Source organism: Kitasatospora sp. NBC_00374 (assembly GCF_041434935.1).
In the GTDB taxonomy this organism is placed as follows: Bacteria; Actinomycetota; Actinomycetes; order Streptomycetales; family Streptomycetaceae; genus Kitasatospora.
In genome coordinates, this window is sequence record NZ_CP107964.1 from 7,963,051 (window position 1) to 7,984,389 (window position 21,339).

At 74.3% G+C, this 21,339-nt stretch carries 22 protein-coding genes; 9 read left to right on the top strand and 13 right to left on the bottom strand.

Annotation, left to right across the window (positions count from 1 at the left end):
* Positions 1-46 precede the first annotated feature (46 nt).
* Both OG871_RS34635 and OG871_RS34640 read left to right on the top strand, forming a co-directional pair.
* Positions 47-1,924: an FUSC family protein gene (locus OG871_RS34635; RefSeq protein ID WP_371502253.1), complete on the top strand. Its 1,878-nt coding sequence runs from the start codon at positions 47-49 to the stop codon at positions 1,922-1,924.
* 194 nt (positions 1,925-2,118) lie between these two features.
* Positions 2,119-3,327: an MFS transporter gene (locus OG871_RS34640; protein WP_371502255.1), complete on the top strand. Its 1,209-nt coding sequence runs from the start codon at positions 2,119-2,121 to the stop codon at positions 3,325-3,327.
* 52 nt (positions 3,328-3,379) lie between these two features.
* On the opposite strand, the gene OG871_RS34645 is transcribed toward OG871_RS34640, so the two are convergent.
* The 3 genes from OG871_RS34645 to OG871_RS34655 all read right to left on the bottom strand — a co-directional run bounded on the left by OG871_RS34645 (position 3,380) and on the right by OG871_RS34655 (position 4,954).
* The gene (locus OG871_RS34645; protein WP_371502256.1) at positions 3,380-3,814 is read right to left on the bottom strand and encodes a CBS domain-containing protein; all 435 of its coding nucleotides are present in this window, start codon (positions 3,812-3,814) and stop codon (positions 3,380-3,382) included.
* Positions 3,815-3,950: 136 nt separating this feature from the next.
* Positions 3,951-4,259 carry an AzlD domain-containing protein gene (locus OG871_RS34650; RefSeq protein ID WP_371502257.1) on the bottom strand — a complete coding sequence of 103 codons (309 nt, stop codon included), beginning with the start codon at positions 4,257-4,259 and terminating at the stop codon, positions 3,951-3,953.
* Complete coding sequence (locus OG871_RS34655) at positions 4,259-4,954, bottom strand: AzlC family ABC transporter permease (RefSeq protein WP_371502258.1); 696 nt, start codon at positions 4,952-4,954, stop codon at positions 4,259-4,261. Before OG871_RS34655 ends, OG871_RS34650 begins: the two co-directional genes overlap by 1 nt.
* Before the next feature lie 67 nt (positions 4,955-5,021).
* On the opposite strand from OG871_RS34655, the gene OG871_RS34660 reads away from it, so the two are divergent.
* Positions 5,022-5,606, top strand: coding sequence for a helix-turn-helix domain-containing protein (locus OG871_RS34660; protein WP_371502259.1), 585 nt, complete (start codon positions 5,022-5,024; stop codon positions 5,604-5,606).
* A 35-nt stretch (positions 5,607-5,641) separates the two neighbouring features.
* On the opposite strand, the gene OG871_RS34665 is transcribed toward OG871_RS34660, so the two are convergent.
* From OG871_RS34665 to OG871_RS34675, 3 genes are all read right to left on the bottom strand, one after another.
* A complete protein-coding gene (locus tag OG871_RS34665; RefSeq protein WP_371502260.1) occupies positions 5,642-5,881 on the bottom strand; it encodes a ferredoxin in 240 nt (79 codons plus the stop codon).
* Positions 5,878-7,080 (bottom strand): cytochrome P450, encoded by a 1,203-nt coding sequence (locus OG871_RS34670; RefSeq protein WP_371502261.1) that lies wholly within the window; start codon positions 7,078-7,080, stop codon positions 5,878-5,880. Before OG871_RS34670 ends, OG871_RS34665 begins: the two co-directional genes overlap by 4 nt.
* Before the next feature lie 149 nt (positions 7,081-7,229).
* Positions 7,230-8,690, bottom strand: a complete 1,461-nt coding sequence (locus OG871_RS34675) for a DUF2252 domain-containing protein (RefSeq protein ID WP_371502262.1) — start codon at positions 8,688-8,690, stop codon at positions 7,230-7,232.
* 112 nt (positions 8,691-8,802) lie between these two features.
* Between OG871_RS34675 and OG871_RS34680 the strand changes: the two genes are divergently transcribed.
* Complete coding sequence (locus tag OG871_RS34680) at positions 8,803-9,204, top strand: pyridoxamine 5'-phosphate oxidase family protein (protein WP_371502264.1); 402 nt, start codon at positions 8,803-8,805, stop codon at positions 9,202-9,204.
* 30 nt (positions 9,205-9,234) lie between these two features.
* On the opposite strand, the gene OG871_RS34685 is transcribed toward OG871_RS34680, so the two are convergent.
* The gene (locus tag OG871_RS34685; protein WP_371502265.1) at positions 9,235-10,479 is read right to left on the bottom strand and encodes a VWA domain-containing protein; all 1,245 of its coding nucleotides are present in this window, start codon (positions 10,477-10,479) and stop codon (positions 9,235-9,237) included.
* Between the two features lie 133 nt (positions 10,480-10,612).
* On the bottom strand, positions 10,613-12,256 hold the full coding sequence (locus tag OG871_RS34690; RefSeq protein ID WP_371502266.1) for a M4 family metallopeptidase: 1,644 nt from the start codon (positions 12,254-12,256) through the stop codon (positions 10,613-10,615).
* A gap of 304 nt (positions 12,257-12,560) precedes the next feature.
* On the opposite strand from OG871_RS34690, the gene OG871_RS34695 reads away from it, so the two are divergent.
* From OG871_RS34695 to OG871_RS34705, 3 genes are all read left to right on the top strand, one after another.
* Positions 12,561-13,163, top strand: coding sequence for a hypothetical protein (locus OG871_RS34695; protein ID WP_371502267.1), 603 nt, complete (start codon positions 12,561-12,563; stop codon positions 13,161-13,163).
* A 129-nt stretch (positions 13,164-13,292) separates the two neighbouring features.
* A complete protein-coding gene (locus OG871_RS34700) occupies positions 13,293-14,711 on the top strand; it encodes an aldehyde dehydrogenase family protein (RefSeq protein WP_371503499.1) in 1,419 nt (472 codons plus the stop codon).
* Positions 14,712-15,181: 470 nt separating this feature from the next.
* Positions 15,182-16,096: an ABC transporter substrate-binding protein gene (locus OG871_RS34705; RefSeq protein WP_371502268.1), complete on the top strand. Its 915-nt coding sequence runs from the start codon at positions 15,182-15,184 to the stop codon at positions 16,094-16,096.
* Positions 16,097-16,169: 73 nt separating this feature from the next.
* Here the strand turns inward: OG871_RS34705 and OG871_RS34710 are convergent, their stop codons facing one another.
* Both OG871_RS34710 and OG871_RS34715 read right to left on the bottom strand, forming a co-directional pair.
* Complete coding sequence (locus tag OG871_RS34710; RefSeq protein WP_371502269.1) at positions 16,170-16,616, bottom strand: YchJ family protein; 447 nt, start codon at positions 16,614-16,616, stop codon at positions 16,170-16,172.
* A gap of 66 nt (positions 16,617-16,682) precedes the next feature.
* Positions 16,683-17,321 carry a LysE family translocator gene (locus OG871_RS34715; RefSeq protein ID WP_371502270.1) on the bottom strand — a complete coding sequence of 213 codons (639 nt, stop codon included), beginning with the start codon at positions 17,319-17,321 and terminating at the stop codon, positions 16,683-16,685.
* Between the two features lie 89 nt (positions 17,322-17,410).
* On the opposite strand from OG871_RS34715, the gene OG871_RS34720 reads away from it, so the two are divergent.
* Positions 17,411-18,040, top strand: coding sequence for a MarC family protein (locus tag OG871_RS34720; RefSeq protein WP_371502272.1), 630 nt, complete (start codon positions 17,411-17,413; stop codon positions 18,038-18,040).
* A gap of 14 nt (positions 18,041-18,054) precedes the next feature.
* On the opposite strand, the gene OG871_RS34725 is transcribed toward OG871_RS34720, so the two are convergent.
* The 3 genes from OG871_RS34725 to OG871_RS34735 form a co-directional block, all read right to left on the bottom strand.
* Positions 18,055-18,411, bottom strand: a complete 357-nt coding sequence (locus tag OG871_RS34725; protein WP_371502274.1) for a contact-dependent growth inhibition system immunity protein — start codon at positions 18,409-18,411, stop codon at positions 18,055-18,057.
* A gap of 97 nt (positions 18,412-18,508) precedes the next feature.
* Positions 18,509-18,697 carry a hypothetical protein gene (locus tag OG871_RS34730; protein ID WP_371502276.1) on the bottom strand — a complete coding sequence of 63 codons (189 nt, stop codon included), beginning with the start codon at positions 18,695-18,697 and terminating at the stop codon, positions 18,509-18,511.
* Between the two features lie 161 nt (positions 18,698-18,858).
* Positions 18,859-20,505 (bottom strand): phospholipase, encoded by a 1,647-nt coding sequence (locus OG871_RS34735; protein WP_371502278.1) that lies wholly within the window; start codon positions 20,503-20,505, stop codon positions 18,859-18,861.
* A 389-nt stretch (positions 20,506-20,894) separates the two neighbouring features.
* On the opposite strand from OG871_RS34735, the gene OG871_RS34740 reads away from it, so the two are divergent.
* Entirely contained in the window at positions 20,895-21,296 is a 402-nt protein-coding gene (locus OG871_RS34740; RefSeq protein WP_371502279.1) for a tyrosinase cofactor, read from the top strand.
* The last annotated feature ends 43 nt before the right edge of the window (positions 21,297-21,339 follow it).

Below are 21,339 nucleotides of genomic sequence, written 5' to 3' on the forward strand. Positions count from 1 at the left end.
TAGGCTCGGGAACACCGCCGAACAGGCCAGACGCCCGAGGAGACCCGTGCCCCGGACCGCCCGCCGCCCACCCGACTGGCTGGCCCACCCGCTGCGCTGGCAGCACACCCCCGTACCCTGGCCCGCCATGCTGCGCGGCGCCCTCGGCATGGGCCCGCTGCTCGGCGCCGGGATCGCCACCGGCCGGCCCGAGGCCGGCCTGCTCGCCGGGCTGGGCGCGCTCTTCGCCGGCATCAACGACCGGCCCGGCACTCGCCGGGCGGGCCTGCTGCAGATCGGCGTCCCGGCCCTGGGAGGCGCCCTCGGCCTGCTGCTCGGCGTCGCCGCCGGCTGGTGGGCGGTGCCCGTCCTGCTGACGGTGGGCCTGCTCTCGGGGGCGATCAGCGTCGCCGGGCCGGTCTGCTCGGCGGCGGCCCTCCAACTGCTGGTCCTCACCGCCGTCGGCGGCGGCATGGCGCTCGCCCTGCCGGGCTGGGCCAGGGCCGGCGCGTTCCTGGCCGGCGCCGGCTGGCTGCTACTGCTGCGCCTGGTGCCGCGCCCGACCCGGCGACCGCCCCGGCGGCACGGCGAACGGCTCGCCGTCGCCACCGTCTTCGACGCGCTCGCGGACGCCCTGGACGCCGTCGGCACGCCCGGCGCCGAACCCGCCCGCCGCCGGCTGACCGCCGCCCTCGACCGAGCCGACCAGGCCCTGCGCCTGCACCGGCTGATCCGGCTGCCCGGCCGGTCCCGCGCCGAGGAGGCCGAGCTCGCCGGCCGCCTCGCCGCCGCGGCCGCGCTGTGCGAGGCGAGCGTCGCGCTGCTCTGGGAGGGCACCCGGCTGCCGGCCCGGATCTCCACCGGCCCGCGGCGCCTCGCCGAGGCCGTCCGCGCCGGCGGCACCCCGGGCGCCCTGTCCGCCCCCCGCTCCGACACCCCGGCCCGGACCGCCTTCGACCGCGCCGTCCTCGACGCCGGCCTGGTCTTCGCCGGCGCCCCGGCCCCCATCCGCCCGCCCGCTCCCAAGGGACCGCGCGGCATCCACCCGGCGGGCCCGGCCGGCCGGGAGTACGGCCTGCGGGTGGCGGTCTGCGTCACCGTCAGCACCGTGGCAGCGCTGCTGCTGCACACCGAGCACTGGTACTGGCTGCCGGTCACCGCGGCCTTCCTGGTCAAGCCCGACTTCGGCCCGCTGTTCTCCCGGGTGGTCAACCGCTTCGCCGGCACCGCCCTCGGCGTGCTGCTCTTCGCCGCCCTGACGGCGGCCACCGACCGGCCGTGGCTGCCCGTCGCGACCGTGGTGCTCACCGGCGCGCTCATCCCGGTGGCCGCCCGCCACTTCGCGCTGCAGACCGCCGTCGTCACGCTCACCGTGCTCGCCTTCGTCTCGGCGGCCGGCGACCGCCAGGCCGCCCCCTCGCGGCTCGTCGACACCGCCCTGGCCTGCGGCATCGTCCTGCTGGCCGGCCACCTGCCGAGGCTCGCCGACACCCGCGCCCGGGTCGGCCACCGCTCCGCCCACGCCCTGCGCAGCACCCGCCGCTACCTCGATCACGTCCTCTCCGGCGCCCCCGGCCGGCAGCACCGCGCCGACCTGCGCCGCTCCGCCTACCGGGCGCTCGCCGAGGCCCGGGCCGCCGCGGAGGGCGCGGCCGCCGAACTCGCCACCGGTCCCGACCTCGACTGGATCCGGGTCACCACCGGGGCCGAGCGCATCGCGGACGCCGCCACCGCCTGCGCCGTCCGCATCGAGCACGGCTCACCCCGGCCCGGCCGTCCGGCGGCCCGTCAGGTCACCGCCGCCCTCGACGCCATGGCCGACACCCTGGACGGCCGCCACCCGGCCCCGCCCGAGGCCGGGCCCGCCACCCCGACGGATTGCCGAACCCTGGACGACATCCTCGGCGAACTCCACCGCATCCGCGCCCTCACCACCGCGGCCTGACCGGATCCCTGCGGGCGTCGACACCTTCCGCACCTGCTCCGTTCGCCGGCCGTCCGGCCGTCGCCCGGTAGACTGCCGGCCGGCGGTGCACCGGGTGCCGACGGACCCCGACCCGGCGGCCGCCCTCCCCAGCGGTGGTCACCGGCGATCGCCCTCCCCCCGTACCGCCGCAGGGCGAACCCCGGAGCCCCCTCATGCCACTGGCGCTCGTCGCCCTCGCCATCACCGCCTTCGCCATCGGCACCACCGAGTTCGCCGCGATGGGCCTGCTGCCGCAGGTCGCCGACGACCTCGGGGTGACGATCCCGCAGGCCGGCTGGCTGATCTCGCTCTACGCCGTCGGCGTCGTGATCGGCGCTCCGCTGCTCACCGCCGCCTGCGCCCGGCTGCCCCGCAAGGCCGTCCTGATCGGACTGGCCGGGCTGTTCACCGTCGGCAACCTGCTCTGCGCCCTCGCCCCGAACTTCGGGCTGCTGGCCGTCGCCAGGCTGATCACCGGCCTGCCGCACGGCGCGTTCTTCGGCGCCGGGGCGGTGGCCGCCGCCGAGCTCGCCGCACCGCACCTGCGGGCCCGCGCGGTGTCGGTGATGTTCTCCGGCCTCACGGTCGCCAACATCCTCGGCGTGCCCGCGGCCACCCTGCTCGGCCAGCACCTCGGCTGGCGCGCCGCGATGCTGGTGGTCGTCGCGATCGGCGCGCTCGGGGTGGCCGCGACGGCCCGGCTCGTCCCACCGCTGCCCGGCCACCCGCAGGCCGGCCTGCGGACCGAGCTCTCCACCTTCCGCAGCGGCCAGCTCTGGGCGGCGCTCGCCACGGTCGTGTTCGGCTGCGCCGGGCTGTTCTCCTGCTACACCTACATCACCCCGACGCTGACCGAGGTGGCCGGCTTCGGCGAGGGATCGGTGACGCCGGTCCTCGCCCTGTTCGGGGTCGGCATGACGCTCGGCAACGCGATCGGCGGGTACGCGGCGGACCGGGCGCTGCGCCCGAGCATCTGCGCGGCCTTCCTGCTGACGGCGGGGTCGCTCGCGCTGTTCGCGCTGACCGCGCACGCGCGCTGGTCGGCGGCGCTGACGGTGGTGCTGATCGGCATGTTCGGCTTCGCGACCGTACCCACCGTGCAGACCCTCGTGCTGCAGAAGGCCCGTGCGGCCCCCACCCTGGCCTCCGCCACCGTCCAGGGCGCCTTCAACCTGGCCAACGCGCAGGGCGCCTACCTCGGTGGTGTCGCAGTTGGCGCAGGCCTCGGCTGGACCTCGCCCACCCTGGTCGGGGCCGGGCTCGCGGCCGTCGGCTGCGTGGTCGCCGCCGTCTCCTGGGCGGTGGACCGCCGCAGCCCGCGGGCGGCCGTCGTGAAGGCCGCGGAGCCGGCGGCCGCCGAGCCGGTGCCCGCCGGGGCCTGAGACGGGAGGACGGCGCGGGAGCCGGGCTCCCGCGCCGTCCGGTGACGCCGGTTCAGTGGCTGAGGTAGATGCTGTCCATGAACTCGATGATCTGCCGGTCGGTCAGCAGGTTGCCCTCGCGGTGACCGCTGGCGAGGTCGGACTCGCTGATCATGCCGATCAGCTTGCCGTTGTCGATCACCGGGATCCGGCGGATCTGGTGCTGCTCCATCTTCTTCAGCACGGCCTCGATGTCGTCGTCGGCCCGTACGCAGTGCAGGTGCCCGGCCAGTTCCATGGCCTTCATCGTCATCGGGTCCTTGCCCTCGGCGAGACATCGGACCACGATGTCGCGGTCGGTGATGATGCCTTTCAGCATCTTGTCCTGGCCGCAGATGGGCAGGGCGCCGACGCCCATTTCGCGCATCAGCCGGGCCGCGTCCATCAGGGTCTGGTCGCCGTCGATGCACTGGGCGCCGCTGTGCATGATGTCACGGGCAGTGATCACGTGAGGTCCTCTCCTCGGACCGCACCGAAGTGCGGAGTGTGATGGTGTGATCACCATATGTTCCCGGGCGGATGATCGCTCGGGCGGGCGGCCCGGCCCCGGAGAGCGGCCCCGCGGGCGCGCGACCTCCGGCCGCTCAGGCCACCCCGCACAGCCGGAGCAGCGCGGTGGTGGCGGCCGCCGCGACCACGACCACCGGGAACGGCAGCCGGCGGACCGCGAGGACGCCGCCGACCAGCACGCCGGCCGGCCGGGCCCAGCCGGCGAAGCCGTGACCCTCGGTGAGCGTGGCGGTGGCCAGCAGGGCGACCAGCAGGACGGGGGCGGCGACCGACAGCAGCTCCTGGAGGTGGGCCGGCAGCCGCAGCCGGTCACGGAAGGCGGGGCCGGCCAGGCGCAGGGCAAAGGTGCCGGCGGCGAGTGCCAGGACGGTGAACAGGGGCATCAGCGCGCCTCCTTGGTGGTGGCGGTGGTGCGGCGGATCGCGGGTGCCAGGCCGACCAGGGCCAGCAGGACGGGCAGGCCCGGCGGCAGGAACGGGGTGGCCAGCAGGGCGGCGGCGGCCCCGATCAGGGCGGCGTCGCGGGTGGAGCGCCGGTCGAGCAGCGGCAGCAGCAGGGCCAGCAGGACGGCGGGGAAGGCGGCGTCCAGGCCGAGCGCGGCGGTGTCGCCGATCGCGCTGCCGACCAGGGCGCCGAGGGCGACGGCGAGGTTCCAGCAGAGGAACAGGGCGACGCCGCAGAGCCAGAAGACGGCCCGGCGCCGGCGCGGGTCCTGGTGCTGCAGCGCGAAGGCCGCGGACTCGTCCGTCAGCAGGTGGGCGCCGACCAGCTTCTTCCACCACGGGCCGCCGCCCAGGACGTCGGCGACGGCGAAGCCCAGCGGGAGCAGGCGGGTGTTGAGCACCAGCCCGGTGGCGACCGCGGCGAGCGGCCCGCCGCCGGCCAGCAGGACACCGACCGCGGCGAACTGGGAGCCGCCGGCGAAGACCAGCAGGGACAGCGTGATCGGGACCCAGGCGGGCAGTCCGCCGCCCACGGCGATCGCGCCGAAGGAGGCGCCGACCACCGCGTCGGCGAGGCAGACCAGGGCGATGTCGTGAAGGATGCCGCGGTCGAGCGTTCGCCATGATGAACTCATGTCCAATAGAGTGAACGCCGTCATCGGCGTTCGTCAAGTCGAACGAGTGGACGTCTGGAGCGAACGAATGGGAACCCCGTCGCCGGCTGGGGCCGAGCAGCCCCGGCTCGACCTGATCGCCCTGATCGCGGCGTCGATCCGCCGCGAGCGCACCCGGGTCGGCCTGTCGCTGACCGAGCTGGCCAAGCGGGCGGGCATCGCCAAGTCCACGCTGTCCCAGCTGGAGTCGGGCGCCGGCAACCCGAGTGTGGAGACCCTCTGGGCACTCGGGGTCGCGCTCGGCGTGCCGTTCAGCCGGCTGGTGGACCCGCCCCGCCCGGCCGTCCGGGTGATCCGGGTCGGCGAGGGGCCGATCACCTACTCGGAACGGGCCGACTACGCGGCCACCCTGCTGGCCTCCTGCCCGCCCAACGCCCGGCGCGACCTGTACCGGATCGAGGCGCAGCCGGGCGGCTCGCGGGTCTCCGACCCGCACATGGCCGGCACCACCGAGCACGTCGTGGTCGGCACCGGCCGGGCCCTGGTGGGCCCGGCCGAGGAGCCGGTCGAACTCGGCCCGGGCGACTACATCGCCTACCCGGGCGACGCGGCGCACGTCTTCCGGGCCCTGGAGCCCGACACCACCGCGCTGATCGTGATGGAGCACATCTGACCCGGCGGCCCGGTCGCGGTGTGCCGCCCGGACGGTCAGAACGCCGGGGCGACCTGCTCGCCGGTGGCCGGCCGCAGCACGGTGATCGCCTCCACCGGGCACATCTCGGCGGCCTCGGCCAGTTCCTCGGAGAGCACGGCGGCCGTGCCCTGCCGGGCCAGCGCCCGGCCGTCCGGGCCGAGCGCGAGGTCGTCCGGGGCGGTGGCGGCGCACAGGCCGGTGCCGACGCACCGCGTCCGGTCCACCGTGACCACCAGCGGCTCGGCGGCGCTCACCAGGCGACCTCCAGCGCCAGCGGGCTGCGGGTGAGTAGGCCCTGGCGCCAGCGGATCGCCTCGACCGGCTCGGCCAGCCGCAGCCCGGGCAGCCGGCGGGCCAGCGTGTGCAGGGCGAGCTCCAGCTCCATCCGGGCCAGCCAGGCGCCCAGGCAGTGGTGCGGGCCGGCCCCGAAGGTCAGGCTCGGGGTGCCGACCGGGGCGAACAGGTCGGCGGTGCCCGCCGGGTAGACGGCCGGGTCGTGGTTGGCGGCGGTGGCGTCCGCGGCCACCACGGCGCCCGCCGGGATGGTCACCCCGCCGATCTCGACCTCCGCCAGGGTGCGGCGCAGCAGCCCGGGGGAGGTGTCGGCGTCCCCGAGCGGGATGGTCCGCAGGATCTGCTCGGTGGCCAGCGTGACGGCCTCCGGGTCGGCGCCGATCCGCTGCCAGGCGGTGCGGTCCTCGCCGAGCAGGTAGACCAGGGCGTTGCCGAGCGTGGTCATCGTGGTCTCGTGCCCGGCGACCACCAGGCCGCAGACCAGCGAGGTGAGCTGCTCCTCGGTCACCCCGCCGGTCTGGTCGGCGGCCCGGACCAGACTGCTGACCAGGTCGTCGCCGGGCTCCTTGCGGCGCGCGGTGACCAGCTGGTAGCCGAACTGCCCGAACTCCCGCATCGCGGTGGCGATCTCCTCGGCGGAGTACGCGGTGGCGGAGAGCGCGTGGTCGCTCCAGTGGCCGAGCCGTTCCAGGTCCAGACCGTCGAGGTCCATCAGACGGCTGATCACGGCGACCGGCAGCGGACGGCTGTAGGAGCCGATGATCTCGGCGGGGGAGCCGGCGTCCTCCAGCCGGTCGATCAGCTCCTCGACCGCCGCGGCGACCCAGGGCCGCCAGCGGCCGATGGCGCGCGGGGTGAAGGCCCGCTGGACGGTGCGGCGCACTCTCTGGTGCTCCGGGCCGTCGCTGTTCAGCATGGAGTCGGGATCGTCGAGGATGTTCGGGATCACCGTGATTGGCGGCGCGTCCGGGGCGTAGAGCGGTGCGCGGCCGATCCGCGGGTCGGTGAGCACCTGGCGGACGTCGGCGTGCCGGGTGCACAGCCAGACCGGGGTGCCGGTCGGGAGAGCCGCCAGCCGGGGCGGGCCGGGTTCGGCGTGGCGCAGGCAGTGCAGCGGGACGAGCGGTGCCTCGGGTGCCTGGCGGTGCTCGGTGGTCATCCGTCCTCCTGGCGGTCGGCCGTGCGCGAACTGCGGGGGCAGCGCGCGTTTTTCGACCGTACGGGGGCCGGGCTCGGGCGGACAGGACGCGAACCGGCCATCGCGGGGCAGGGTGGCGCGAACAGCTCCCCGCGACGGCCGGCCCGGCCTCAGACTCCGCTCTCGGCCGCCAGCCGGCCGGAGCGCACGGCGGCCACCAGCTCCGCGTGGTCGGCCTCGCTCCGGTCCGCGTAGGCGACCGAGAAGGCGGCGACCGCCTCGTCCAGCTCCTCGCCCTTGCCGCAGTAGCCGGCGATGACGGCCGCCTCGGCGGTGTGCGCGTGGGCGCGGGCGAGCAGCGCGCCGGTGATCCGGCCGTAGTCGTCCAGCTGGGCGGGCTGCAGCGCCGCCGGGTCCACACTGCCCTTGCGGTTGCGGAACTGCCGTACCTGGTAGGGGAGTCCGTCCACGGTCGTCCAGCCCATCAGGACATCACTGACCACCTGCATGCGCTTCTGGCCGAGTACCACCCGGCGCCCCTCGTGGGTGACCGGGGTGCCGGGGTCGAACCCGGCCCGGACCAGGTGCGGGAGCAGCACCGACGGGCGGGCCTCCTTGACCTGGAGCACCAGCGGCTCCTCGCGCCGGTCGGTCAGCAGCACCACGTAGGAACGGGTGCCGACGCTGCCGGTCCCGACGATCCGGAAGGCCACGTCCTGCACGCTGTAGCGGGCCAGCAGCGGGTGCAGCTCGGTCGAAACGGTCGCCAGGTAGTCGCCGAGCGAGGCCGTCACGGCGGCGGCCCGGCCGTCGGACACCTCGCTGAGCACCGGCGGCGCGGCGGTGAACCGCCACCGGCCGTCCTCCTGGCGCACGGTGGCCTTGGCGGCGAACCGCGCGCTGGTGTTGCGCAGCGCCTTGGCCGAGACGCCGTCGAGCACCTCGCGCAGTTCGTGCGCCTCGGTGAAGTCGACCAGCTGCTCGTCCGTCACGGCGTTCCAGGCGTCCAGCGCCGGGAGCTTGGCGAGCCGCCTCATGGTCCGCCGGTACGAGGCGGACGCGGCGGCGGCGGCCTCGCGGCAGACCTCCTCGCCCGCCCCCGCCTGCCGCCCGGCCAGCACCAGGCTGGCGGCGAGCCGCTTGAGGTCCCACTCCCACGGGCCCGGGACGGTCTCGTCGAAGTCGTTGATGTCCATCACCAGGTGGCCCCTGGCGTCGCCGTACAGCCCGAAGTTGGCGGCGTGGGCGTCGCCGCACAGCTGGGCCGTGCTGCCGGACGCCGGGGTGGTGGCCAGGTCGTGCGCCATCAGCCCGGCCGAGCCGCGCAGGAAGGCGAACGGCGAGGCAGCCATCCGGCCGACCCGTATCGGCACCAGGTGCTCCAGGCGCCCCAGGTTCGCCTGCTCGACCGCGGCCACCACACTCGGCCGGTCCGGTGCCGGGGCGAAACCGGCATGCGACCCCCGCGGGGTCTTCTCGCGCAGTGCCCTGCCGCGCTCCTTGCCGCTTCCCTGCGGAGGCCACGGCGCGAAGCCCGGCGCCGCGAGCCTCCGCTCGGCTCTCGCCGCCGGTTCCCCGCCGTCCACCCTGTGCTCGCGCATCCCCACCACCGGACTCCGTTCCGCTTCCATGCCCTCAGCTGACGTTCCCGCAGGCCCTGCCGGTTCCCGCAGCGTCGAACCGTACCGCTGAACCACCGGCCGGGCCCACCGCCACCCCCGGCGGCTGTGACAGCATGGCCGTATGGCTCACGACATCCGCGCCCTCGACGAGGGCTACCTCGCGTTCTGGCGCGAGCGCCTCCTGTGCACCCTGACCACGCTGCGCCCGGACGGCACTCCGCACGTGGTGCCGGTCGGCGCGACCTTCGACCCGGTCGGCGGCATCGCGCGGGTGATCACCAACCGGGCCAGCCACAAGGCGCGGAACGTGCGCGCGGCGGGCGAGGGCGGGATGCGGGTGGCGATCTGCCAGGTGGACTGGGCGCGTTGGGCCACGCTGGAGGGGGTCGCGGTGGTCCGCGACGACGCCGAGGCGGTGGCCGAGGGCGTCCGCCGCTACACCGAGCGGTACCGGGAGCCCCGGGTGAACCCGGACCGCGTGGTGATCGAGATCACCGTGGACCGGGCGCTCGGCCGGGCCTGAGCCGGGGCCGGTCGGCCCGGAGGCCGGTGGTCAACGGACGATGCCGGCCGCCCGGGCGAGGCGGATCCAGTCGGGGAACTCCTTCATCAGCCGGTCGTAGACGTCCGGGTTGGAGCGCCCGAGCGGGTTCTGGCCGGCTCCGAAGTAGCCGGCGTTGTCGATGGTCCGCCCGCCGAGCGTGTCCAGGCTGCGCAGGAAGCGCAGGTGCCGGCTGTGGCCGAAGCCGACGAACTGCCAGAAGATCGGCAGCGAGCTGGACCGGCGCAGGAGTTCGCGGGTCTCCCGGCGGTCGAACGGCTCGCCGTCGGTCTGGAAGATGACGAAGGCCGGGTCGGTGGCACCGCTGCGGCCGTAGTGGTCGATCACGGCCTGCATCGCGGGGGCGAAGCGGGTGCCGCCCCACTCCAGCCGCTCCTGCAGCCGGTCGATCCGGCCCTGGTAGGCGTCCAGCGAGAGGTCGGCGACCAGCAGGACGCCGTTGGCGAAGAACACCACCGGGACGGTGCCGTCGTCGTCGAGGTTGGCCGACAGGCCGAGCGCCTGCTCGGCGAGGTGCTGCATGGTCCCGTTCTCGTAGAACCAGGTCATGCTCGCGGAGTGGTCGAGCACCAGGTAGACGGCGGCCCGCAGCGGGCCGAGGCCGGTCTTCGCCAGCGAGACGCCGGCCGCCTTGTAGAGGTCGACCAGGCCGGGCGCGGTCCGCTGGACCTTTTCGAGACTGATGGCGGGCACGGCCGTGGGCACCAGGGCCGGCACCACCGCGCTCGGCGGCACGGGCGCTGCGGCGGGCGCAGGCTCCTCGTCGACCTCCAGGCCGTACGCGGTGGCCATGCCGGCCGGTCCGGAGTCCCAGCCCTGGCCGACCGCCCGGACCTTCCAGCCGTCGCTCCGCCGGTAGAACTCGACCAGCGCGACGCAGGACTCGCCGTCGGTCAGCGCCGGCAGCGGGAACTCGATCCGGCTCGGTCCGCTCAGCACGGCCGCGCTCACCGCGGTGGCCGGGCCGAACGCGGCGGCGGCCGCGACGACGACCCGCTCGACCGACCCCGGCAGCCGCCGCAGGTCGGCGGTGACCGTGTCGCCGGCCACCGCGATCCCGTCCTGCGCGGGGTGGTTGTAGAAGACCAGGTCGAGATCGCCCCGGACCTTGCCGTCCGCGCCGAGCAGCACCGCGAAGAGGTCGAACGCAGGCCCCGCGACCGTGACCTCCACCCGGCACTCCCCGGACGGCAGTTGGGCGTTGGCCCCCTTGGCGAGCACGACGGTCACGGGCATCTCCGGTGGGTGGACGGACGGGAGGCTGAGCACAGCATTCTCCCCAGTCCCGGCCCGCGGCGCGGGACGATCGCCGAAACCGTCCAGCCCGCCGACGGGGCCCGGCGCGCGGCCGGACCCCGCGGCCGGACGGTCAGTTGACCGCGACCGCCGACCAGGCCGCCGCGACCGCCGCGTACTCGGCGCTGCCCGCGCCGTACAGGTCGGTGGCCGCCTTCAGGGTGGCGGTGCGGGCACCCGCGTAGTTGGTGGTGGAGGTCATGTACGTGGTCAGGGCGCGGTACCAGACCTTGCCGACCTTGTCCCGGCCGATACCGGCGACGGTGGAGCCGTTGCAGGTGGGGCTGTTGTAGCCGACCCCGTTGATCACCTTGGCGCCGCTGCCCTCGGCGAGCAGGTACGCGAAGTGGTTGGCCACGCCCGAGGAGTAGTGCACGTCCAGGTTGCCGACACCCGAACTCCAGCAGTCGGCGGACTTGGTGTCCTTGGAGGGCTGGTCCATGAAGCGCAGCGCGGCCTTGCCGAAGCCGGGCTTCACGATCTCCTCGCCGATCAGGTAGTCGCCCGGGTCGGAGGGATTGGCCGCGTACCACTCGACCAGGGTGCCCATGATGTCGGAGGTGGCCTCGTTGAGGCCGCCGGACTCGCCCGAGTAGTTGAGCTTGGCGGTGCGCGAGGTGACGCCGTGGGACATCTCGTGCCCCGCGACGTCCAGTGCGACCAGCGGGCCGAAGGTGCTCCCGTCCCCGTCGCCGTAGGTCATGCAGAAGCAACTGTCCTGCCAGAAGGCGTTGTTGTAGTTGCTCCCGTAGTGCACCCGGTTGTACGAGCCCTTGCCGTCGCCGGCGATTCCGCTGCGGCCGTGCACGTTCTTGTAGTAGTCCCAGGTGGTGTTGGTGCCGTACTGGGCGTCCACGGCGGCGGTGGCGCGGTCGGCGGTGGTGCCGGTGCCCCAGTGGTTGTCCGCGTCGGTGAACAGGGTGGCGGGGGCCCGGCTGAGGCAGATCGAGCCGAAGCACAGGTCGGTCTTGTTGGCGGCGTCGCCGGTGTAGGTGTTGCCGCGGGTCGGGTCCTTCAGCTGGTAGGTGCTGCCGGAGACGGTCGACTCCAGCGGCACCGTGCCGCTGTAGAGCGAGGCGCCGTCGCCGGCCGCCGTCTCCAGGCCGTCCCAGGAGGCGATCGACCGGCCGGTCGCGGCGTCGGTCAGGACGGTGCGGGCCACCGGGTTGCCGAGGTAGTCGAGCCCGGCGGCGGTGGTCTGCCAGGCCAGTCGAGGTGTGCCGTGGCTGGCGTCGACCACCAGCTGCGGCTTGGTCGAGCCCGGTGCGGCGGTGGTCCGGCCGGGGTTCGCCTCGCGCAGCGCCGCGTCCGCCTGCTCGGCGGCGACGCCCGCGCCGACGGCCGGCGTGGTGCTGCGCACGGCGGGCGCGGCCGTACTGGCGCGGTCCGCACCCCGGTAGGCGCCGTTCGGCGCGAGGTGCACGACCACGTCGCCGCCGAGTACCGGGAGGCCGGCGAAGCTGCGGTCGTAGCGGACGTGCTGGCTGCCGTCGGCGTCGATCACCACGTCCCGGACGGCACGCGACTGGCGTTCGGTGACGCCGAGTTCGCCCGCGTGCGCGGTCAGCGCGGCCTCGGCGCGGGCGACGGCGGTGGCCGGGGTCGGCCGACCGCCCTGCTCGGCGGCGGGCGCGGCCTGCGCGGTGACGGCGAGCAGGGTGCCGGCCGCGAGGGCGACGGTGGTGGCGAGGGCGGTGGTGCGGGTCCTGGTGCGCATCGGGCTCCTCGGGTGCGTGGGGGAGTCCGGGGCCGGGCGGCAGCAGGGCGCGCCGGGTCCCGGGTGGGAGTGGCGCTGAACCTGAGGGCGCGCTGGGCCGGGAACCGGCGGCCGGCGCTGGGATACGCTGTTTTACATGTCCAGGACAGGATCCGTCCAGGGGGCCTGCTCCCGTACGAGGATGACGAGGCGTCCAGACCGCCCGCCCGCACCCCGTCCCCGGTCGAGACCCCCGCGGCGGGTGACCGGCACCGGGGATGCAAAGAGGGTGCGGCCCCCGGCCCCACGGGTGTTGGATGGACGGATGACGGATGCCGCCCTCGATCGCCTGCACCTCGCCGTACGACGGACCCGGGAGCACACGGCCGGCCGGGCCACCACCGGCCTGAGCCACCAGGCCGCCGACGACACCCTCGGTACCTTCGCCACCGACGGCGCGCACGGATTCGACCCGTTCCCATTGCTGGGCGCCCTGCACCGGGCGGGCGCCCGGGTGGTGGTGATCGGTCAGGTGGCCGGGATCCTGCACGGCTCGACCGAGCTCACCGGTGACCTGGACCTGCTCTGGGACGGGGACCTCGCGCAGTCCGGCGCGCTCGCCGCGGCGTTCGCCGAGGTCGGCGCCCGGCTCGCCGACGAGGACGGCGTGGAGCTGCCCATGGGCCCGGACGCCTTCCGGCTGCGCAAGCTCGACTTCTCCTCGCCCGCCGCGGGCGGCGACTGCTGCACCCCGGCCCTGCCCTGGGGCGTCCTGCCGGTCGGGGACTTCCTGAACCGCGCCCTGACCGCGACCGCCCCCGACGGCACCCAGGTCCACTACCTCCGCCGCGACGACCTGATCCTGATGCGCCGGGCCGTCGCCCGTCCCAAGGACCTGCGGCGCGCGGCGGAGCTGGACCGCCTCTGACGGGGTGTGGGCCGCGGCACGCCGGGGCCCCCTTGTGCCGGTGTCCGACGGCCCGTTAACTCGCAGTGCCAGAAGACGGGGCGCCGCGCGCAGGGCGGCGCCCGACCGGAGGAGAGGACCACGTCCGTGGTGCAGCAGCACACCGACCAGTACATCGACGGGGCCTGGCGGCCCTCGCTCGCCGAGGCGCGGATCGAGGTGCTCAACCCGGCCACCGAGGAGCTGGTGGCCACCGTCCCGGCGGGCGGCGCGGCGGACGTCGACGCCGCCGTCGCGGCGGCCCGGGCGGCGGCCCGGAGCTGGGGCCGGACCACCCGGGAGGAACGGCTGGTGCCGCTGGGCCGGCTGTGCGACGGGCTGGCCGCCCGGCGGCAGGAGATCGCCGAGACCGTGGTCGCCGAACTGGGCAGCCCGATCAGGTTCGCCACCGCCGTCCAGGCCACGCTGCCGCTCACGGTGGCCCGTTCCTACCTGGACATCCTCGCCAAGTACGAGTTCGAGGAGCAGGTCGCCAACTCCACGGTGTACGCCGAGCCGGCCGGCGTGGTCGCCGCCGTCACGCCGTGGAACTACCCGCTGCACCAGATCGTCGCGAAGGTCGTGCCCGCGCTCGCGGCCGGCTGCACCGTCGTCCTCAAGCCCGCCGAGTACACCCCGCTGGTGGCCCGGCTGTTCGCCGAGCTGGTGCACGACGCGGGTTTCCCGCCCGGGGTGTTCAACCTGGTGACCGGTGTCGGTACGGAGGCGGGTGCGGCGCTGGTCGAGCACCCGGACGTCGACCTGGTGTCGTTCACCGGTTCCACCGCCGTCGGCCGGGCGATCGGCGCCGCGGCCGGGCGGGGGGTCAAGCGGGTCGCGCTGGAGCTCGGCGGCAAGTCCGCGAACGTCGTCCTGCCCGGTGCCGACCTGGCTCGCGCGGTCAAGGCGAACGTGGCCAACGTCCTCGCCAACTCCGGCCAGACCTGCACCGCCTGGACGCGGCTGCTGGTGCACCGGGACCAGTACGAGGAGGCCGTCGCGATCGCGGCCGAGGCCGCCGCCACGTACCTCCCCGGTGATCCGGCCCTCGCCGCCACCCGCCTCGGGCCGGTGGCGAGCGCGAGCCAGCGCGAGCGGGTCCGCGCGTACATCACCGGCGCCGTGGCGCAGGGCGCGCGCCTGGTCGCGGGCGGCGCGCAGGCGCCGGAGGGCCTGGACCGCGGCTACTACGTCCGTGCGACCGTGCTGGCGGACGTCACGGCCGAGATGACGGTGGCGCAGGAGGAGGTGTTCGGGCCGGTGCTCTCGATCCTCGCCTACCGGGACGAGGAGCACGCCCTGGAGATCGCCAACGGCACCGACTACGGGCTGGCGGGCGGGGTCTGGGCCGCCGACAACGAGACCGCCGCGGCCTTCGCCCGCCGGATGGACACCGGACAGGTGGACATCAACGGTGGCCGCTTCAACCCGGCGGCGCCGTTCGGCGGCTACAAGTCCTCGGGGGTCGGCCGCGAACTCGGCCGGCACGGACTCGCGGAGTTCCTCCAGACGAAGTCGCTGCAGTTCTGAGCGGCCCGCGCGGTACGGCCCGAGCACCTCTCGGGCCGCACCGGCGAAGGGTGTTGCCGCAGGTCGTGGCGTGGATCACGCATCGCGCGTAGAGTCGGCCGAGAGCTCCGCGGGGCCGGGCGGCGGTCCGTCGGTTCCCACGTCCGAGGCCGGATCGGCCCGCGCGCCGTTGGTGGATAACCACAGTTCCCAGGCCGGGCGGGATGCTCCAGAGTGAGCTCCGACGGATCACCGGTCAGCGCCTCTTGCCCCGTTTTGTGCTGATTCGACCACCTCGACGGTCGGCCAGGCTCGGCGCAGTGCAAGGGATGCAGGCTCCGTCCCCGACGACGGACCTCCGCCGACCGGCCGCCAGCCCATCCCGCAGCGGCCCCCAGGGCAACGGACGAGGTCCACGCTGCGTACCCCGGCAGCTCCAGTGGCGCGATCATCCCCCCCTCACCTTCCCTCCCCCAGGAAGCGGCACCACCATGCTCGACGACTCCCGCGTACCCTCACGCCTGCTCGCCACCCTCGGCGCGGGCAGCCTGCTGCTGGCCGGCTGCGGTTCCGCCGGCAGCGGCCCGGACACCAGCCCGAACGGTCTCCGGGCGCGCCTGCCGGAACAGATCAAGAAGGCCGGTGTGCTGCGCGTCGCCTCGGACCTCAACTACGCGCCGGTCGACTTCAGGGGCGGCGACGGCCGCCCGGCCGGCCTCGACCCGGAGCTCGCCGCCGCCCTCGGCACGTACCTCGGACTGCGCGTGGAGTTCGTGGACATGCCCTTCGAGAAGGTCATCCCGGCGGTGCAGGCGAAGGAGGTCGACCTCGCGATGTCGGCCGTCATCGACACCCGCCGCAGGCAGAACGGCACCGACGACTACAACCGGCAGGTCGACCCGGGCGTCGACTTCGTCGACTACTTCATGACCGGCACCTCGATCCTGGTGAAGGCCGGCAACCCCCTCAACATCAGCACGCTGGACCACCTGTGCGGGCGCACCGTCGCGGTGCAGCGCGGCACCATCCAGGACGAGCTGGCCCAGCGCCAGACGGCGGCCTGCACCAAGCTCTCCAAGCCGCTGCAGATCCACCAGGTGGACACCGACGACAAGGCGCTGGCGGAGGTCGCGGCGGGCACGGCCGCCGCCGACCTGAACGACTACCCGGTGGCCGAGTACAACACCAAGTCCCCCGAGCGCGGCGGCAGGTTCCAGCTGGCCGGCGGCTACCTCCAGCCCGGCCCGTACGGCATCACGCTGAACAAGGCGAGCACCGGGCTGCAGTACGCCCTGGCCAAGGCGCTCGACCAGCTGATCCGCAACGGCGAGTACGACAAGCTGCTCGCCAAGTGGAACGTCCAGTCGGGCGCCGTCACCAGCGCGGTCGTCAACGGCGGTCTGTAGCAGTCGAATCGGCCCCCGGTCGCCCCGGTCCGGTTCGCGGGGGCGGGCCGGGGGCGGCCGGGCGGCCCCGCGCTCAGGACTCGGGCAGGGCGTCCAGGTAGACCCAGCGGCCCTCGTGCCGGCGGAAGCGGCTGTTCTCCTCCATCACGCCCGTCTCGCCCCGGTCCGAGAAGTGCGCCCGGAACGACACGGTGCCCTCGCTGTGGAACGCCCCGCCGTCCGTACCGCCCAGGATCTCCAGCCGCACCCACCGCAGTTGACGGTCCAGCTCGACCCCCGGCGGCCGGGTGTCCGGATCCCAGCTGTGCAGCAGGTAGACGGCGTCCCGGACGGCGAAGGCGCTGAACCGCGACCTCATCAGCTGTTCGGCCGTCACCGCCTCGGCCACGCCCCGGTGCAGCCGGCCGCAGCACTCGCCGTACGTCGCGGGCAGCCCGCACGGGCAGGGCGAGGCATCGGTGACCGGTGCGGGCGCGGGCCGGGCAGGGGTCTTCGGGCGCTTGGCGGTACGTCGACTCATACCCGCCATTGTCCCGGACGCGCGGACCCCGGTCGCCCGGACCCCGGCCGCCCCGGCCCGGGGCGGTCAGCCCTCCAGCGCCAGCCGAAGCCCGAAGCCGGCGATCACCGTGCCGGTGACCCGGTCCAGCGTGCGGCGCGCGGACGGCCGCCGCAGCCAGCCGGACAGCGCCTGGGCGAAGCCGACCAGGGCCGCCGACCAGACCAGTCCGAGCAGGATGTGGACGCACGTGAGCAGCACACCGGTGGTCAGGTGCGGGGCGCCCGCGGGGATGAACTGGGGCAGCACGGCGACGTAGAAGACACCCACCTTGGGGTTGAGCAGGTTGGTCAGGGTGCCCCGCCGCCAGCCGTCGCCCACGCGGCCGCGGCCGGTCAGCAGCTCGGCGTCGTCCGGGAGGGGCCCGGGGGTGCGGCGCCAGGTGTCGTACAGCATCCGGGCGCCCATCCACAGCAGGTACCCGGCGCCGGCCCAGCGCAGCGCCTCGTACGCGAGGTGCGAGGCGGTCAGCAGCGCGGTGACGCCCAGGGAGGTGAGGGTGCCCCAGATCAGCGTGCCGGTCTGGATGCCCAGTACCACGCCCCAGGCCTGCCGCCGCCGACCGAGTGCGGCCGTGCGCAGGATCAGCGCGGTGTCCAGACCGGGGGTGAGCGTGAGGAGTCCGACGACCAGGGTGAACGACCACAGTGCGGTGCCGAGTGCCATGGGGCACAAGACTAGCGTCCGGGTCGGTCGGCGGGTCGGCCCCGTGTGGCATCCCGGGCCGGGGCAGGTGGTCCGCTCAGTATGGGGTGGTGTCCCCCTTCAACCTGAGCTCGGCCTTCATCACCTTCTTCGCCGTGGTCGGCCCGCCGAAGGTGCTGCTCTCCTTCGCCCACGTGGCCCGGGACCGCACCAGCCAGGAGCTGATCCGGGTCGCGCTGGTCAGTTCGGCCATCGCCGCGCTGCTCGGCATCGTCGTGGCGTACTCCTCGGACTTCCTCACCGACTTCTTCCACATCGGCGACGAGTCGCTCAAGCTCGCCGGTGGGCTGATCTTCACGGTCTACGCGATCGCGCTGGTCCTCGGCCTGCACCTGGGCGGCTCGCAGGACGGCGGGGAACTGCCCAACCAGCTCGCCGAGGGCGTCCGCGAGCTGCTGCTGCCCTTCGTGGCGAGCCCGCTGGCCATGACCGCCGTGCTGGTCGAGACCATCGGCGAGAACGGCTGGGGATGGAACACCACCATCGCCGTCGCCTACACCGCCGTGGTGGCGATCGACCTGGTGTGCGTGATCCTGCTCGCCCCGGTGCTGCGCCGGACCCACCAGACCTCGCTGGAGGTGCTCTCCCGGCTGCTCGGCCTGCTGCTCGCCGCGGTCGGTGTGGAGCTGTTCCTCGCCGGCCTGGTGAGCCTCGGCGTCCCGATGGGGGGATCGCACTGAGCACGGCTCCGCGGTCAGGGGCGGATCCCGGAGGTCCGGGCGAGTTCCCGGACCTCCGCCTCGGCGCCGGGGCACCCGCTCCAGTCCTCGGCGGTACAGCGCAGGACGGCGGCCAGCAGGTCGCCCGGGTACAGGTCGCCCTCGGCGAGCGGGTCGGCCCGCAGGACGCGCAGCGCGAGCGGGAGCAGGTGGGGCAGGTCGATCCGCTGTCCGATCAGCAGCCGGAGCTGTTCCACGGTCAGCTCGCCGACCGGCCGGCGCCGTAGGGCGTGGGCGACGGTCACCAGCCGGGTCGCGCCGGGTGGCGGATCGGGCCAGTGGCTGCGGGTGAGCTGTTCCACCGAGCGGCGCGGGTCGGGGGCGGCGGTCACCCGAGGACTCTCCCACGGCTACGCCGTCGGCCCGCCCCTGCCCCGGGCATGCCGCCGCCTCCGGCCGTTCCGGAGGCGGCGGTGCGGGTCGGGCGGGTCAGTTCACGGATCTGGTGATGACGTCGTCGTACGCACTGTCGTCGAGGAGTCCCGCGTCGGCGCCGCCGGACGCGGCGCCCGCGATGTCCTCGACCGATCCGTCCGGCCCGGAGCCGCGGTCCGAGACCTGCAGGTGCCGTCCGTGTGTATACGTCTTGATCTCGCTGGGAGCGGTGTCAGGTGTCATGAACCCATGCTGCCGCCGACTGCTCGAAGAGCGCTGGTCCCGGGCCGGATACTCGGCCGTACGGGTGTACGGGCCCGCGAGGGGCCCGGAATCCCGGGCGGCGGCCCCGCCCGCTTTCCGGCCGGGCCTGCCCGGGGAGGGCGGACCCGGCCGGACGGGGGTCAGGACGGGCAGACGCCCGTGCTCCAGTCGACGGTCGCGGCGGCCTGCGAGTAGCGCCACTCCGGAGCCAGCAGGTCGCGGTCCAGCTGGGCGGCGGCGGCCCGGTCCTCGACGATGTAGCCGAAGTCCTGCAGCCAGGCCGGGTAGAGGTTCTTCGAGCCGATGTAGAAGGCGGAGCCGTCCACCGCGACCAGCTTGTGGTGCAGGGCGTACGGGTGGCCGTCCGCCCAGGTGGCGCCGGCCGAGGAACGGAACGAGGCCAGCTGGAGGTTCTGGCACATGACGGCCTTGGCCTTCGACGCGTCGCCGCCGTTGAGCGCGGCGAGCCGGGCCTTCAGGGTGTCGCTGACCTCGGCGAGGGACTTGATCTGGGAGTAGCCGCCGCTGCCGACGGTGCCCCGGTTGGCCGGGTCGCTGACCACGATGCGGACCTTGACGCCGGCCGCGAGCTTGCCGGCCAGGAGGTCGTACAGCCGCACGTCGTAGCGGGGCAGCGGCGGGCAGGTGCCGTTGACGTCCTGCTGGGAGATCTCGATGTGGCTGTCGGCGCCGGCGATCAGCGCGCGCAGCGCGTTCTCCTCCGGGTTGACCGTCTCGTAGTCCCGGTCGGCGTTGGTGTTGTCGTGCAGGTTGATCGGGCCGCACCTGGTGTCGGCGGCGGTCGCCGGGGTGGGGCGGTAGGCCGAGGACGGGTCCTTGTCCTTGATGCCGACGCCCAGGCCGCCGACCGCGATCACCGGCACGTTGCCGGTCGCCGGGACGGTCTCGGGGTTGAGCTCCCGCTCCAACGACGGCCGGCAGGCGGCTCCGTTGGAGGAGGCGAACCAGGCGTTGGCGAACACGCCGGTGTTCTGGCAGGTCCAGCCCCAGAGGGTGTCCAGGTAGCGGCCGGCGGAGGCGGCGGCGGGGCCGTTCAGCGCCAGGTCGACGTCGGCCACCGGGTGCTTGGTGTCGAGGTAGTCGTCCTTCCAGCCGTTGATGCCACCGGTGATGACGCTGCGCCCGTCCACCACCACGAGCTTGGAGTGGTTCCAGGAGAAGGCCGTCCGGGAGGTGGTCATGGAGGCCACGGTGAGGGTGACGCCGCCGGCGGCGCTGCCGAGCTTGGCGACCAGCTCGTCGCGGTAGCTGGAGGGGAGCACGTTGGCGTTGTAGAGCGGGGCCGCGCCGACCAGGATGCGGACCTGGACCCGGTTGCCGGCCGCCACGGAGGCCTTGAGCCCGGCCACCACGGCGTCCTCGAAGCCGCCGTTCGGGAACGGGGCGAGGGTGGAGATGTCGACCGTGCGGGTCGCCCCGGCGATGTCGGCGGTCATCCGGTCGAGCAGCTTGCGGGTGCCGGGCCGGTCGGTGCAGGCGGCGTCGCCCCAGCAGCCGGGGGTCTGCAGCAGCCAGCCGGCCGGGTCGTCCGCCGGGGTGGTGAAGCTGTTCCCCTCGGTCCGCTGCCAGACCGATCCCTCCAGGCCGGGGGAGACCTGACGCAGCGTCTGCTCGATCGCGTCCAGGTGCGGGGTCGGGCCGGTGCCGGCGGCCGGTGCGGCGAGGGCGGGCGCGGCGGGCAGCGCGGAGAGCAGCGCGGTGAGGGCGGATACGGCCACCGCGGAGCGGGTGAGGCGGCCGGGACGGCTGGTCCGGTGACGGAGCACGTGCTGTTCCTTCAAGAGATGGTCGAGGTTCACCTGCGGGACGGCCACGAGATTACCCGAAAGTAATATGACGTCGGATCAGGCCATCGCAATGCGCCAACCTGCGGCCGTGAAGCCGATCACAGGATCCGTCGATGGCAGAAGATCCTCCGGGAATGTTGGCGATTCGGCGAAGGATCTTTAGGTAGATGGCGCATTGGGCCACAGAAACTGTGGTTCCTTGACTGGTTCAAGGCGCAACATCGAGCGCGGGGTGTCCGGAAAGTCGATCATCCCCCCGACCCCCGCCGATCGGCCGTTCCGGATGCCCTGGTGATCTTGAAAGTATGAGGCGGCGGTGTGACGACCGCCCACTCATTCCTCACTTCTCACTCAGGGGGCACTCAGTCATGTCCGAAAACAGGCCCAACGCGACCGAACTGACCCGGCGCCGGATGCTCCAGGGCGCGGGCGTCGCGCTGACCGCGGCCGTCGGCGTCGTCGTCCTCGGTGCCACCGGCCCGGCGGACAGCCCCGCCGTGGCCGCCGACCCGGGCGCCGGCGACCGCTTCGACGAGCAGTACCGCGGCCGCCGGATCCAGGGCGGCCCGACCGCCGGGGCCGGCCACCACCACGACGTCGGCTACCAGGTCCGGATCGACGGCCAGGAGCTGCACATGATGCGCAACGCCGACGGCACCTGGATCAGCGTCATCAACCACTACCAGACCCACCAGACTCCGCGGGCGCTCGCCCGGGCGGCCGTCGACGACCTGCAGGGCGCCCAGCTCGTTCCGCTCGCGCTCGGCTGACCGGCCTCACCCCCACCACCCTGGACCGAACCGGAGGACGACC